This is a genomic window from Shewanella holmiensis, from assembly GCF_025370255.1.
GTDB classification, from domain to species: domain Bacteria; phylum Pseudomonadota; class Gammaproteobacteria; order Enterobacterales; family Shewanellaceae; genus Shewanella; species Shewanella holmiensis.
The window spans coordinates 213,457-228,885 of the sequence record NZ_JAMTCD010000002.1; the positions used below are offsets into that span (position 1 = coordinate 213,457).

12 protein-coding genes are annotated in these 15,429 nt (G+C 42.3%); 8 read left to right on the top strand and 4 right to left on the bottom strand.

Translation table 11 applies throughout. The features are described 5' to 3' along the window. From NE535_RS02510 to NE535_RS02535, 6 genes are all read left to right on the top strand, one after another. Positions 1-1,779: a polyamine aminopropyltransferase gene (locus NE535_RS02510; protein WP_261297120.1), complete on the top strand. Its 1,779-nt coding sequence runs from the start codon at positions 1-3 to the stop codon at positions 1,777-1,779. Positions 1,780-1,857: 78 nt separating this feature from the next. Further along, positions 1,858-2,271, top strand: a complete 414-nt coding sequence (locus NE535_RS02515; protein WP_261297121.1) for a YjfI family protein — start codon at positions 1,858-1,860, stop codon at positions 2,269-2,271. 10 nt (positions 2,272-2,281) lie between these two features. Next, positions 2,282-2,971, top strand: coding sequence for a PspA/IM30 family protein (locus NE535_RS02520; RefSeq protein WP_261297122.1), 690 nt, complete (start codon positions 2,282-2,284; stop codon positions 2,969-2,971). 6 nt (positions 2,972-2,977) lie between these two features. Beyond that, complete coding sequence (locus NE535_RS02525; protein WP_261297123.1) at positions 2,978-3,631, top strand: hypothetical protein; 654 nt, start codon at positions 2,978-2,980, stop codon at positions 3,629-3,631. Positions 3,632-3,649: 18 nt separating this feature from the next. Further along, on the top strand, positions 3,650-3,976 hold the full coding sequence (locus NE535_RS02530; protein ID WP_261297124.1) for a hypothetical protein: 327 nt from the start codon (positions 3,650-3,652) through the stop codon (positions 3,974-3,976). A 112-nt stretch (positions 3,977-4,088) separates the two neighbouring features. Beyond that, on the top strand, positions 4,089-4,898 hold the full coding sequence (locus NE535_RS02535; protein WP_261297125.1) for an ion transporter: 810 nt from the start codon (positions 4,089-4,091) through the stop codon (positions 4,896-4,898). A gap of 88 nt (positions 4,899-4,986) precedes the next feature. Here the strand turns inward: NE535_RS02535 and mrcB are convergent, their stop codons facing one another. The 3 genes from mrcB to NE535_RS02550 form a co-directional block, all read right to left on the bottom strand. Further along, positions 4,987-7,284 (bottom strand): penicillin-binding protein 1B, encoded by a 2,298-nt coding sequence (mrcB, locus tag NE535_RS02540; RefSeq protein WP_261297126.1) that lies wholly within the window; start codon positions 7,282-7,284, stop codon positions 4,987-4,989. Positions 7,285-7,325: 41 nt separating this feature from the next. Then, a complete protein-coding gene (hrpB, locus tag NE535_RS02545) occupies positions 7,326-9,896 on the bottom strand; it encodes an ATP-dependent helicase HrpB (protein WP_261297127.1) in 2,571 nt (856 codons plus the stop codon). 120 nt (positions 9,897-10,016) lie between these two features. Beyond that, positions 10,017-12,317 carry a putative bifunctional diguanylate cyclase/phosphodiesterase gene (locus NE535_RS02550; protein ID WP_261297128.1) on the bottom strand — a complete coding sequence of 767 codons (2,301 nt, stop codon included), beginning with the start codon at positions 12,315-12,317 and terminating at the stop codon, positions 10,017-10,019. Positions 12,318-12,596: 279 nt separating this feature from the next. Here NE535_RS02550 and thpR point away from each other — a divergent pair, with 279 nt between their 5' ends. Further along, on the top strand, positions 12,597-13,169 hold the full coding sequence (gene thpR / locus NE535_RS02555) for an RNA 2',3'-cyclic phosphodiesterase (RefSeq protein WP_261297129.1): 573 nt from the start codon (positions 12,597-12,599) through the stop codon (positions 13,167-13,169). Between the two features lie 73 nt (positions 13,170-13,242). Here the strand turns inward: thpR and pepB are convergent, their stop codons facing one another. After that, entirely contained in the window at positions 13,243-14,517 is a 1,275-nt protein-coding gene (pepB, locus tag NE535_RS02560) for an aminopeptidase PepB (RefSeq protein WP_261297130.1), read from the bottom strand. 157 nt (positions 14,518-14,674) lie between these two features. Between pepB and sfsA the strand changes: the two genes are divergently transcribed. Beyond that, the gene (gene sfsA, locus NE535_RS02565) at positions 14,675-15,379 is read left to right on the top strand and encodes a DNA/RNA nuclease SfsA (protein WP_261297131.1); all 705 of its coding nucleotides are present in this window, start codon (positions 14,675-14,677) and stop codon (positions 15,377-15,379) included. Positions 15,380-15,429: the final 50 nt, after the last annotated feature.

Below are 15,429 nucleotides of genomic sequence, written 5' to 3' on the forward strand. Positions count from 1 at the left end.
ATGTCTGACACTTTGCTTGAAGCACAACAACCTCAATCGGCACAGGAGGCGCTCAAGCAAAGTGCTGCTGCGCCCTCTTCTGTACCGCTTACTAAACGAATTACCTGGTTTGATGATGCCTTACTGCTGGGGATTATGGCGCTGCTTGCCGGCTGTGGGTTAATCTATGAGTACTTACTATCACACTATGCGGGACGTATATTAGGTGCATTAGAAGCCGCGATTTATACCATGATCGGCTTAATGATTGTCTCTATGGGTATCGGCGCATTTGCCGCCCGCAAAATCAAATGTGCGTTTACTGGTTTTGCTATTTTAGAGCTCTCGGTCGCTTTGTGTGGCTCGTTTGCCATCATTATTACGGCTGCTGTTATTGGTTTTGGTCAACAACTCCCTTTGGCAATCGCTAACACCTTAGGTTTACCTCCAGATCAACTGCCAAATGGCGGCTTTATTGCTAGTTTACAAACCCTTAGTGAATACCTTCCTTACTTATGGGGCGTACTATTGGGCTTGATGATTGGCATGGAGATCCCTCTGATAGCCAGAGTAAGACAGTCATTATCTGAAGCCCATTTACTGCATAATGCTGGTACGATTTATGGTGCTGATTATATAGGCGCGGGTATTGGCGCCGCAATTTGGGTGTTTTTCATGTTGGCGATTGATATCCAACTTGCAGCCGCCCTCACCGCCAGCGTCAACCTGATTGCTGGAGCCATTTTTATTTGGCGCTTTTGGCATAATATTAATCATGCCAAATGGCTGCTTGTCGGCCATATTATTGCCAGTGTTTGCATTGGACTATTGGCAACCAAAGGGCCTCAGTGGGAACAACACTTCAATAACTTGCTCTACAAAGATAAAGTTGTTTATGCAAAGTCCACCCGGTTTCAACAACTGACTTTTACTGAGCGCTTAAGGGGCAATGGATTAGCGCCAGTCTATAATTTATATATTAATGGCAGACTGCAATTTTCCAGTAGTGATGAACATATTTATCATCAGTTTCTAGTCCATCCAACACTGGCCTCCAGTGCGCGCCATGATAAGGTACTGATTATTGGCGGTGGCGATGGCCTTGGTTTGAAGCTGGTATTAGATTGGGATCCTAAGTCGGTAACCTTAATGGATTTAGATAAAGATTTAGTCAGTTTATTTAAGTCACCCCCTGAGGATATGCCGGGTTTCTTAAGCAAAGCTATGCTGACATTAAATGGTAATAGTTTAAATGATCCACGGCTAACGCTCATTAATGATGACGCATTTAACGGGGTGGATACGTTAATTGCTGATGGACAGCATTTCGACGCCATCATTGTCGACTTACCCGATCCCAGTCACCCGGATTTAAATAAACTTTATTCCGATTTATTCTACCGCAAGCTGAATGAACTACTTAGTGCCGATGGTATTATAACCGTGCAATCCACCTCTCCATACCATGCGCCGAAAGCGTTCATTTCTATCGGTAAAACCTTAGCATCTGCTGGTTTTAACGTAGACCAGTTCCATCATAATGTACCCAGCTTTGGCGAATGGGGTTGGAGCATTGGCAGTAAACAAGGTTTATCACCTAAAAACAGGTTAGCGTCACTTTCTCAATTACCGATAAAAAGCGACTGGTTAACCTTAGGCCTCGTCAATGGTGCATTCGAATTTCCTGGAAATTATTATGCGGAACAGCAAGATGTAAAAATTAACGAAATCGGTTCATTGCAACTTTATCATTATCATTTAGCTGCCTGGTCAGAAAATGAAGCGATGAATCTTTTTTAATGGACACGATAGTGCTTGACATATTATGTCTCGATGCTATCTTTGAACACAGACATAATATGTCAATTAAGGACAACTATGAACATCCATACTATTGCTAACCATTTAAATGGTCTTTGTGACAAAAGTCGTACCGGTTTTCAATTTGATTGTTACCCGATTGACGGTGATGTAGAAGTACTTCAAGTCAATGTTGTAAGCCGTGAAGAAATTCCGGTTTTTGTCTCAGTCACTGACAACCAAATATTGTGTATCAGTTATTTGTGGGGCGAAGATGAAGTTAATCAATCTCGTCGTGCAGAAATGTTTGAGACCATGTTAGAGCTCAACATTCCTATGCCACTGTCTTCATTCGCCAAAATTGACGATAAATATGTGGTGTATGGCGCATTATCAGTCGAATCCAGTATGGAAGAGATTGAGCAAGAATTAGCAGTACTTTCAGACAATTGTTTGGAAGTGATCGACGAACTCTCAGAGTTTTTGAATTAAGGAGTCAATTATGGGCATTTTAAATAAAATTCTTACCGCATTTCGTGGCGGTGCAACAGAAGTAGGCCAAAGCATTGTTGACGCAAACTCAACACGCATTTTTGAGCAAGAAATTCGTGATGCAGAAAAGCATTTAACCAAAGCCAAACGTGAATTAACTGACGTTATGGCCAAAGAAATGCAGGCTAACCGTGAAGTCGACCGCTTAAAGCGAAGTATTGCTGAGCATGAAGGCTATGTGACTCAGGCTTTAGAGAAAGAAAACGAAGCCTTGGCCATCGAGATTGCTGAAAAGATCGCACAACTTGATCAAGAGCTATCTGAGCAACAAGCTGCAAATGACAGCTTCAGCTCACATGCTGTTCGTCTTAAAGATTTGGTTAAGAAAACTGAACGTCAGCTATCTGATTATCAGCGCCAATTAAGCATGGTAAAAACCACTGAAAGCGTACAGAAAGCGACGGCAACCATTACTGATTCATTTGCATCTAGCAACTCAAAACTGCTGAATGCTAAAGATTCATTAGAGCGTATTAAAGCACGTCAGCAACAGTTCGATGATCGCTTAAAAGCCTCTGAAACCTTGGCGGAAGAGAACAGCGATAAGTCTTTGCACGCTAAGCTGGCAGAAGCGGGTATTGGTGAACAAAAATCGAGTGCTAATGCAGTGCTTGATCGCATTAAAGCAAGAAAAGGTTAATTGACTATGGGATTTTTAAGCGGTCTATTTGGCAAAAAAGAAGCCCCTAAGCGTCTGCTTGACCATCCCAGTAAACTGCTCAAGGGTGATATGATCACCCTTGATGACAGTTTTGCTCTGCCTGCGCAACTGCGAGGGCAACAGTTAAAGGTTGAAGCAATCCATACCTATGAATATCAGCGTTCTCAGCAATGTGAATACTTATTACGCGGCCATAGTGACAATGCCATTTATATGTCTTATGTGGTTGAAGACGAAGCCTATTTAAGCTTTTCTATCAAAATCAGTCGCGCTGTGGTTGAACAGCTGTTTGACTTAGATGCTTTTGCTGAAATATTTGAAGAACCCGGCAAGGCTAACCTGACCCCAGAATCTTTACCTGAAGAATTAGCTGAAACATTCAGTCAATGGCTCGCTGACGATTATCATCAAGTGGAGTTTGCAGGTTTTGGTTATTTTCACCGAGAAGATTATCGCAATCAAAAGCCACCTCAAGATGAAAATGGCGCCAGAGGTGAAGCCTTCGAAAGTTATTCATTGATCAATAGTCAGGAAACGCTTGCTGTTGATATTGAAGTTTATGACGGTGGAGATACAGAAGTAATGCTCACCTTATATCGTCCACTAACTGATATTCGTGAATACTGGCCTGCGAGTTAATCAAGGAGAGTCGCCTCTATGAGTAAAGGCAAACCATTACCAGAAAAATGGTTAAATAATCAAAAAGCCGCAAAAGCCACTCAAGTGGCTTTTGATATTGATGAAAAGTTTCAATACTCCATTCGCAAAGCGGCACTTGATCGAGGTGTTAGCCCTTCGGATCAAATAAGAACTATTCTGGGTTTATCGGTTTCAAAGCGCCCTAAACGACCAAGGCTGACGGTTTCTTTAAGTGGTGATGATTATATTTTGTTAGCGCAAAAATACGGGTTAGACTCAGATGCGCAGCTTGAAATCAAAAAACGCGTCCTTGATGATTTAGTACACTTTGTCGATAAAAAGTAATGATCAGATAGTCCGGTATTAATTATTAAAACGCGCTAGACTTTTGCCTAGCGCGTTTTTTATTATGGGGAAGAGAAATTGCCTCAGATTCTACTTATAAACGGACTTTGTCATGTTCAAAGCTAAACGATGGTCATCCAAAAAATTTAACACCCTTGAACCCATTGAATTGGCAATGATGGTATTGTCCTTTTTCTCTGTCATCATAGTGCTCACATTAACATTTGGTAAGCTCGACAAAGAAACTTATCGCCTATTGCTATATATTGACGGTGCTATTTGCTTTATCTTCATGTCCCGCTTCTTTTGGGAGTTACATAAAGCACGCAATAAAATATATTTCCTGCGCCACCACTGGATAGATTTTCTTGCCAGTATCCCCGCGATAGAAGCCTTAAGAATTGCCCGCGTATTCCAAATTCTTCGGGTGATAAGACTGATCCGCATGAGCCGCTCTATTCTTTGGCCATTATTAAGACAAAAAAAACAAGCTACACTCGCAAGCCTTTTATTAGCCACTGTGTTGATCTTAGCTAATGCCTCCGTACTGATTCTATTGGTTGAAAGTAGTAATGAAGGCGCCAATATTCACACTGCCGAACAAGCCATCTGGTGGGCACTAGTGACAATATCAACTGTTGGTTATGGCGATTTCTATCCAGTTAGCACTTTAGGTCATGTCATTGGTGGCATTGTCATTATCAGTGGTGTCAGCTTTTTCGGGGTCATATCGGGTTATATGGCTTCAGTATTTGTTGCTCCTGATGAGCAAGAGCGCAAAGAGTCACAACAGGAATTGATTAGAGTTGAGTTAGAGCAAGTATTGTCTCGAATGGAAGCCAATCAGCATCAAATGGAAAAAAATCAAACTGAAATGTTGAATGAAATAGCTCAACTTAGGAAGGAATTTGCCAAGAAATAAAGCTATTTATTTTCTATTCCAATTCAAGATAAACCCTACAGGCAGCTGCCTTTAAGGTTTATCTTGATTGAAAATGTTAATTAAAGCATTACTCGCCTAACAGCTTTTGCCACCAAGACAAGGATTCGCCACAATTAGCCGCAGGTTTATAACTGACATTGTGGGCGGGTAAATTAATCACATTATGGCAATTAGGCTGCATAGGCGCACCATTAGTGCGATCAAAGTAGCCATTCACAATGCCTTGAACTGGTGACATACGTAAACTCAGCGGTGGTCGCTGTTGTAAAAATGCCTGATAAACTGCCATCGCACCGCTACTGCCGTACAAACCTGTTTTACTGTTATCGTCTTGTCCAACCCAAATAGCCGCAACATTTCGCTCATCAAAACCAGCGAACCAAGAGTCACGACTATCGTTACTGGTTCCCGTTTTACCGGCTAATTTCACCCCTGGGAATGCAGCCCCTAAACGTTTACCTGTGCCTTTGGCAACAACTTGGTTCATGGCGTATTGAACGAGGTAATCTGTCGCGGGATCTATCGCCATTTCACTCGCTGAATGTGTTACTGCTAATGGCGTATTTTGGCTATCCAAAACCGCAGTAATTGAGGTTAATTTACGGTAGCGGCCTTCATCTGCGATCGTTTGATAAACCTGTGCCACCATTAATGGCGAGCCATTCACTGCGCCAAGTAACATCGATGGATATGGGGCAATGGGTTCATTCCAACCTGCTTTTTGCATGGTATTGGCAACATTGTCGACACCAATGGCGAGACCCGCATTCACAGTGGGTACGTTCATTGAATTAGCAAAAGCCTCTAATAAAGATACCTCTCCACTAAATTGCTTATCAACGTTTTTGGGGGACCAAGTTTTGCCTTGCTCATTTGTTAAGGTAATTGGCTTATCAGCTAATGGGCTAGCTAAACTAAACTTATCTCCTTGTGCTAATGCTGTGGCATACACAAACGGCTTAATTAACGAACCGATGGGCCGACGGATCTCAACTGCACGGTTAAAACCTTCAAAACCAGGTTGTTTATCACCAACCATTGCGGCAATACCACCGGTATACTTGTCTGTTAAAACCATCCCCACTTGAACATTTTTAACCCGTTTGTCTAAAGATTTTAAGGTTGAGACTACGGCTTTTTCAGCCGCATCTTGGGCCATGGGATCTAAAGTGGTGTAAACCTTAACGCCAGATTGATTTAATAAACTGTCACCATAGCGATTGCGAAGTTCGTTTTTAACCACGGCAAAAAAAGCCGGTAGTTTTTGATGAACCGATTTTTTGCCGTCTCTTAAACCTAATGGCGATTCTGCTGCCGCCTTGTACTGAGCGACAGTCAACTTATCGTTTTCCATTAATATACGTAATACAAGATCACGTCGTTCCTGAGCACGCTCAGGGTAACGCCATGGATTGTAATACGATGGTCCTTTAATCATTGCCACTAAAAAAGCTTGTTGAGCAACTGTGAGCTCGGCTATAGGACGTCCAAAATAGAATTGCGACGCTAACCCCATACCGTGTACACCGCGGGCTTTATCTTGGCCCATGTAAACTTCATTTAAATATGCTTCTAAAATTTCATCTTTGCTGTAGCGAAAATCAATAATAATTGCCATTAAGGCTTCACGGGCTTTTCGAATTAGCGAACGTTCGCTGCTTAAAAAGAAGTTTTTGGCTAATTGTTGGGTTAAAGTTGACCCGCCCTGTACAGCTCGACCTGCGGTGATGTTTACGATGGCTGCACGCGCAATCGCAAATGGGTTTACGCCGTGGTGTTCATAGAAGCTTCGGTCTTCAACCTGTAACAGCGACTCAACAATTAAACTAGGCATTTCAGTTGTTGGAACAAACAGCCTATCTTCGCCATCGCCCGCAATAATGCGATCGAGTAATACGGGTTCTAAATGAAACACGGCTAATTCGCGTTTATCACTCATACGTTTGACGGAATTAACCCCTAAACTATCAAAACTGATCATTACCCGTTGCTCAGCTTGATTGCCTTCTGGATGTAAGAAAGGACGACGCCATAGCTCAATGCGAGTACTCGAGGCTGAAAACTCACCAACTTGGCGAGGATTGCTGACCTTGCGATAGCCGAGTAGTTTCAACTCAGCCATTAACTGTGGATGGTTTACTGCAGCACCAGGATAAAGCGCCATAGAGCGGCTGAAGATTTGTGCAGGTAGATGCCACTTTTGCCCTTCAAATTTTTGCGCGATAATTTGATCCAAATAAATGGCATAAAACGTTACAAAAGCAATGCCGATTAATGACAGTTTCCATGTCAATGACCATAGGCTTCTTAGCCAACCTTTACTGCGATTTTTGGGGTGCTTCTTTGTCGATTTATTTTTTGCCATGTCTCTCTACAACGTCATGCATTAGATAGGTTCTAACGGGCTTATAAGCCTGGGGTTTTCTTTTTCGTAAATTTGGTCGCGGTGGTATTTACAGGATCATCAGGCCATAAATGTTTTGGATAACGGCCACGCATTTCTTTTTTTACTTCAGTATAAGGTCCTTGCCAAAAGCTGGCTAAATCTGCGGTTGTGGCTAGCGGTCTCTGTGCCGGTGACAATAATTCCATGGTTACGGTTAATTTGCCATTAAATAATCTCGGACTTTGCGCCATTCCCAATGCTTCTTGCAGTCTGACGCTAAGAAATGCTCTTGCTTGTTGATGTTCAAAATAGGCTTGTCCATGCTCATCAACGGGTAACTGATATCGAATTGGCGCATAGGTTCCTGTTGCCATTAGCCAGCGGGTTGGAGCCACATCATTCAACGCTTGTTGTAACTCCCACGATAAATGATTTAACAGCAGTTTATTGCAGTCCAATTTGGCTAATTGTGCCAGATTACGTACATCGGTAAGATAAGGTGTTAGCCATTTTTCAATGCTATCCATCAGACCTTCATCACTGTAATCAGGCCATGCTAGATGCTCCGACAAACAGCTGGCCATGATAACTCTTAATTGCAGCTGCTTAACATTGTCATCCATATTTAAAATAGACAGTCCCTTTTGTCGCACTAAAGCCACAAGAGCGCTGCGGATATCATCGGCACTGATGCTATTATCCGTAACAGATTTCAGCACAATACTGCCAAGTTGCATTTGCGTTTCAGCAAAAAAACGCCCCTTAATATCATCCCATCCACTTACCCTTTGGGTTGTAACTAAATGCGCAAGTTCGTCATTAATTAAGCGTTCATCCAGCGCACAAGCAAGATAGACTCTACCAGCATTTCGACCTTGAGTTTCTTGAAAATCAGCCACCACTAGCCAAGGTGCGTGGCAAAGGGGATCTTGTGGGTCAAGGGTAACTCCCGTACCATTACTGAGCAGAAACCCCAGTTTCCCGCGGGCTTTAGCAATTCTATCTGGATAAGCTAATCCTAAAAGATGCGCAATATCGTAATCATTTGCCCCACTTAAGGCTTGTTTCAAATCACCCTGTAACGACATTTTTTTTTGCCAAACCTTTGCCTGCTGCCCCATTTGCCCTTGGATTGCCATCGATAAATAACCACTGATGTCCGCTCCTTTTGCAGGCAATCCCCGTGCCTCAACAATAGTGGCCAACAAGCAGGCAAGTAATGCAAAATGCGGCGTGGTATTTATCTGTGAAAGCACTTTAGCTTGCAGCAACATATGAGCTAAACGAGGGTGGCAACCTAAGTGATGTGCCTCACGGCCCAACATGGTTAATTTGCGGTTTTTATCCACCAGCTCAAGCTGCTGTAATAACTGCCACGCTAATTGCTCATTTACTTTAGGTGCTGGGGTAAGTAAAGCTAAATCGCTGAATTTTTGGGCTCCCCAACATGCACAATCTAAGGCCACACTGGTTAATTCAGATAACACTATTTCAGGTTGGGTGACTTGTAATAAGCGGCCTTGTTCTTCCTGACTCCATAACCTCAGTGCTTTACCTGCAGATAATCGCCCAGCTCGGCCACTTCTTTGTATGGCAGATGACTGGCTAATTCGGGCTAAACTGAGTTTTGACACGCCGGTTTTGGGATTAAAACTCGCACTGCGTTGATAGCCACTGTCGACCACCATGGTAATGCCTTCGATGGTTAAACTCGACTCAGCGACGTTTGTTGCTAAGACAACTTTTCGCCATCCCACAGGCGCGACTTGAATGGCTTTATCTTGCTCAGCGGGGCTTAAATCGCCATACAAAGTACACAATAAAATATTATCAGCCAGTTTGGGGGCAAGTATTGCTGCAAGTCGATTAATTTCACCTTTACCTGGCAAAAAAGCTAGCAAAGAACCGCGCTCACGACTATGGCTGTTTGAGATGTTCATCCACTCAGCAATAACTTTTGCCATATGGCTTAACCAATCGGTTGCAGCGCCCATCGGGACATATTCGACATCCACAGGAAAACTGCGGCCGTCACTGAATACCACTTGCGCATTAGGCATGATATCTTGCAGTGGCAAGGCCGATAATGTGGCCGACATCGCCAATATAATCAGATCATCACGTAAAGAGGATTGCACCTCTAATGCAAGCGCCAAACCGATATCGGTAGGCAAATGGCGCTCATGAATTTCATCAAAAATGATCATATCAACGCCCGCTAACTCAGGATCGTCCTGGATCATTCTGGTTAAAATACCTTCAGTGACCACCTCTAGCTGAGTATTAGCACTCACCTGGCTGTCACCACGAACTCGATATCCCACTTGCTGGCCAACAGGTTGCTGCAGTTGCTTGGCAATGAATTTAGCAATATTACGCGTAGCCACTCGCCGCGGCTCCAACATTAATATTTTCCCTTTAATAAGACCTGATTGAAGTAAAGCTAATGGTAAGGCTGTCGACTTACCCGCGCCTGTAGGCGCTTGAAGAATGATTTGATTAACGCTCTGAACAGCTTGAAGGATTTCAGGGAGTACCGTCGTAATAGGAACATCGAAAGCAGAAAGGGTCATATTGGTTACATCAGTCATTGGCTAACTTTCAAGTAAATAGCCGTTAAGGCCGTTTTAGGCTGTGCGCTTTATGGGGTGCAGGAATATCACTGTAGGCAAGTTTACTGACACTGACACTTATTGCAAATAACAACCAGATTAAATATCGTAAATCACTTCATCGGGTGAATGCAGAGCTAACCAAGGAGAACGGATCCCCGATTCAAGTGTAGATAAAGGGCAAGGTTTATTGATGGCATAACCTTGGGCATAGTCAACCCCTAATGATTTCAGTTTTAGGCCGATTTCTGCGGTTTCGACAAATTCAGCGATCACTTCAAAATCCATATCTTTTGCCAACTGGCATATCGCTGAAACAATCGCTTTATCACTGCGATCAGAACAAACATTCACCACAAACTGACCATCAATTTTGACAAAATCCACATCTAACGTTTTTAAATAGGCAAAGCTGGAAAAACCTGATCCAAAGTCATCTAGCGCTAATTTACAGCCTAATGGACGCAATAAGTCAATTAATGCAGTGGCTTGATCGAGCTGGCTGACAGCGGCGGTTTCGGTTATTTCAAAACACAATTTATCAACTAATTCTGGCTCTACCATTAAACGCATCTCAAGCCAGCCCATAAACTTTTGGTCGGCTAAAGACATAGCAGATAAGTTAACGGATACCATCGACATTTCACGCCAAATGTTAAGGTTTGCACCGCCCCATTTAAGCAGATTATCAATAACCCATTGATCCACTCGCGAGGCTAAATTATAACGCTCGGCTGCGGGTAAAAAGATAGCTGGCGACACATAGGCACCATCTTCTTGTACCATACGCAGCAAAATCTCCATATGTAGACCATGTTCATTTTTATCAAGCGGTTCAATTAATTGATAAAATAATTCAAACTGATTAAGTGCTAGCGCCCCAGTGATATCAACCGAGGCTACCATTTGGGTATACAGGATGTGGACTTGTGGGTCATCTGAATTAAAATAATGCCATCGGTTTCGGCCCTCTTCTTTCGCTAATCGACATGCAGCATCGGCTTGGCTCATCACCTCATATATGTCTTTCGAGTTATGATCAAATGTCGAAATACCTATGCTCATGCTGACATTATGTTTAACTTTCTTCCATTTAAACTCATGCTCCGACAACTGTTGGCATATGCGTTTTGCCACTTGTTTAGCCGAAACATCGTCAGAGTAGTACATCAAAATACCAAACTCATCACCACCTAAACGGGCAACAACATCGCCTTTGCGCACCAATTGCTTAAGTCGTTTAGAAACCTGTAGCAACAATTCATCACCCGCTTGGTGACCACTAAGATCATTCACAACCTGAAACTGATCTAAGTCGAGAAATGCCACACATGCAGGAATATCTTCATCATTGGCCAGAAGTTCATCCAACATACCTTCAAATTGCACTCGATTAGGTAAACCCGTTAATGCATCATGATTTGAATGAAAAGTCAGTTCATCAGCCAATCGATAACGTTCAGTGACATCTTCGACCATCAGTAATAGTTGTTTTTGCGAGTTCAAGGCATGACAAAAACTCATTTTATACCAATGAGTCGATAACCCTAATTTTAAAGGAACCTCACACCATGCCTGACGCAGTACGCCTTGCCTCACTATGTGCAGGGTATCTTTCAATAACGCATGATCATCGTGTCTCAGGCCATCAAATAAGCTTTGACCAATTTGAAACTTAAGCATATTTTCAGACACGTGATTTTGTAACACCACTTTATCTTCAACATCAATCAAGGCACATGCCATAGGCAAATGACTAAACAACTCTTGATATTGTTTCTCTTTACTGTCGAGTAAAGTCGACAATCGAGTAAGCTCAAATGCACTTGCTAGCTGAAAACAATGCTCATCTAACATTGACTGCCAAAAGCTTTCGCAGCTCAAGGGTTTCTCCTGCTTAGAAAGCGTTTTCGCTGGCTGAAACGTCATAGCAATTAATACCATAGTGACATTGCCAACGCACACAGCAGGAGTGATTTCACCATGAAGTATCCGCACGCTTTTATCTAGGTGCTGACGTAAATGTAGCGATATTATTTGGGCTTGCTGACTATCTGGAGAGGTTAATTCTTGAAAAATATGTACAGGCTGTTGATGGTTTAATAACGCATCAATTAGCGTTTGGTCGCTTTCAATCTTCTTAGTTAATTGACTTTGAAACGATAAATAATCACTAAAATGACTGACCACTGTATTAATGGAAGTATCCACTATCTCTAAACTGGCTGAAAAAGTATTATTGCTATGGCAACTTTTAATCGCAATAACCGCATCACAATTAAGCTGTTTACACACAAATGCCAACACATCATCCAGCATCATAATGGTGGTGTTTTCATTCTCCTGTAAAGAGCCATTCGCTAATGCTAGTTTCAACAATTGTGGGGTACTTTCAGCCATTCATCAACTCAATTAAGTTAGCTTTAACATCTTCGGAAAATCTACTAAAACAGCAGATTCAACCCATATACACACATGATAATCTGTCCCTGATCTGCCAACCAATTTTGTTGTTATGCCACCCAAAAATGTCCGGGACATATTTTTGTTTGTTGATTAATAATCACTCAACAATAACAATAGTAGAAAACAAGGTGTTAGTCAGTAAGACATCATGTTATTTTTTCATATTATGACACTGTATAACTCGACATTAAGAGAAAACGAAAGAAGCGCAATATGCAAAATACCACTAAAAGGTTATTTCTTGGGTTTAGCGTCAAAAAAACACTACACTGTCAATTTATTGATATACAGCAAAAGCTTACACCATACATTAATACAGAAGCTTTAACAGTATTACAACCCAATATACATATTACCCTTGGCTTTTTGGGTCAGGTAAAAATATCTTGCATACCTGCGCTATTGGCTGAGGTCGATTCACTTTACAAACCGTCATTTGAACTTATGTTATCTGCAATATCTTGGTGGCAAAAACCACAAATCATTTGTTTACAAGGCCAGGCTAATGCATCTCTTTTAGCCATGGCCTCAGATGTTGCACAGATAGCGGCTAAGTTCGACTTATATCAGCACTCGTACAGTTATTGCCCTCATACCACCTTATTTAGACAGGCAACCAATCTGGCTTTACCTCAACACCCCATCAAAGGTTTACATGATAAATTACCCATTCATGTTTCAGTGTCACAACTGCACTTATATGAATCATGCAATACCACCTCTGGTGTGCAGTATGACATTTTACACAGCTGGCAATTGGAACAAGATCAACAAACACAAAAATAAAAGCCATCTTACGATGGCTTAATACTTTTAAGGATGAGCTCTACATAAAGAGTAAATCTATCGGCACTATTGCTTAGCGCTTTAATAACTCAGCAACGGTTAGTACTCCGTGAGCTGTTGCTCCTGCCCCCCAAAGGCCTGTTGCTGATGATTCAAATGCCGCCGCTAAGTCAATATGCAGCCAGTTTGCATTGGGTGAAACAAAGCGCCATAAGAAACCCGCCGCATTAGATGCGCCGCCCGCACCGCCACCTTTAACTGGGCGGCTATTTGCTGTGTCAGCATACGCAGATGGACACGCATCACGATGCCAAGGGTCTAATGGCAATGGCCATACATTTTCACCCACTGCGGCGGCACATTGCTGCGCCATTTTGATAGTCTCGGTTTGTGGCGAGAAAATCGCATTATATTCATTACTCACAGCCATCACAGCTGCACCGGTTAATGTGGCTGCATCAATAATTAATTTCGCGCCAGATTCAGAGGCAGCTTGTAAACCATCAGCCAGTACTAAACGACCTTCAGCATCCGTGTTAACAATTTCTACTGTAGTACCATTTTTGTAGGTAAGAATATCACCCAGTTTGAATGCATGACCACTGACTAAGTTTTCTGCACAACACAGATACAGTTTAACGCGCTTATTCAAACCTGACTTTATCGCTAACCCTAAGGCTGCGGTTACCGTAGCGGCACCACCCATATCACATTTCATCGCCAACATGCCTTCTGAAGATTTTAGGCTATATCCCCCCGAGTCGAAGGTAATACCTTTACCGACCAACGCAACATCCACAGGCGCGTCTGCCGATAAAGGGTTAAAATCTAACTCAAGTAATGCTGGCGGACGATCACTGCCACGACCTACCGCATGAATACCAACCCATTTTTTCTCTAATAAAGCCTGACCTTCAATAATATTAAAACTAACCTTGTCACCACCGATCGCTTTTAGCCAGTTAGCCGCTTGAGTTGCTAAAGACACTGGTGAAAGGTCCTCAGGAGTATCATTCGTTAATTGACGAGCAAAATTTGCCGCTTCAAGACGATGCGCTAAGGTTTGTTGTTGTTTTTCATCGCCACACCAAAGTACTTCATAACCTGGTTTTGCCGTAGCAAACCCTTGGGCAAACACCCACTGTAAATCGATCGTCCATAAATCACCTTCAAGTTGAACTTGATTTATACCCTGACTTCGAATTTTACGCGCTGCCATTTGCACTTGGCGTAATGGAGCATTGCCATTTAAATGAATAAAGCTTGTTTGGCCTTCAAAGGTCACATCGGCTTTACCCCAATGCGAAGCTGGAACTGATTGGGTTAAGGTGACGGTCATTACTTGCATGATAAATTCCTTGTTTGCAGCGACTGTGGGTGATGTCAACATGAAAGACTAAATATAACTAAACTGACATCACGAAATTGAAACAAGTATATCAGCAGTCACATTCTTTTATCTAATGCTGTATGGTTGCCATTATTTACAGTAAAAATGTGACACTATGGACTTTACCCCCCCTTTACAACATGGCCGTTTAATCAAACGATATAAGCGATTTTTAGCTGACATCATATTAGATGATGGCACCGAAATCACCATTCACTGCCCCAATACTGGCTCAATGAAAAACTGCTTATATCCAGAGCAAAGCGTGTGGTTCTCGCAATCTGATAATCCCAAACGTAAATACCCATACACTTTTGAAATAATGCAATCAGATGAACATCATCTCATTGGCATCAATAGTGGTAGGGCCAATGCATTGGCAGAAGAAGCGATTAATAAGGGGATCATTGAAGAACTAAACGGCTACACAAGTTTACAGCGGGAAGTCAAATACGGAGAAGAAAATAGCCGAATTGATATTCTTTTAACTGGTCAAGATAAACCTAAGTGTTATATTGAAATCAAGAGTTGTACTTTGTTAGAAGAAGGAGTGGGTTATTTTCCTGATGCTGTTACAATGCGGGGACAAAAGCATCTGCGAGAACTCATCCAAATGGTACAACAGGGCCACCGCGCTGTATTATTGTTTGTGGTACAGCACAGTGGGATCTCAATTGTAAAACCCGCTGAGCATATCGATCCTCTTTACGCAGACTTACTCAAACAAGCAATTAAATTAGGCGTTGAAGTTCTGGCATACCAAAGCTCCATTTCACCCCATGCCAGTGGTATTATCGGTCCATGCAAAGTAATTGTGTAGATCAAATAAAAATGATTTATCCAGTAAAAAGTTTGCCTCGCTATACAGAT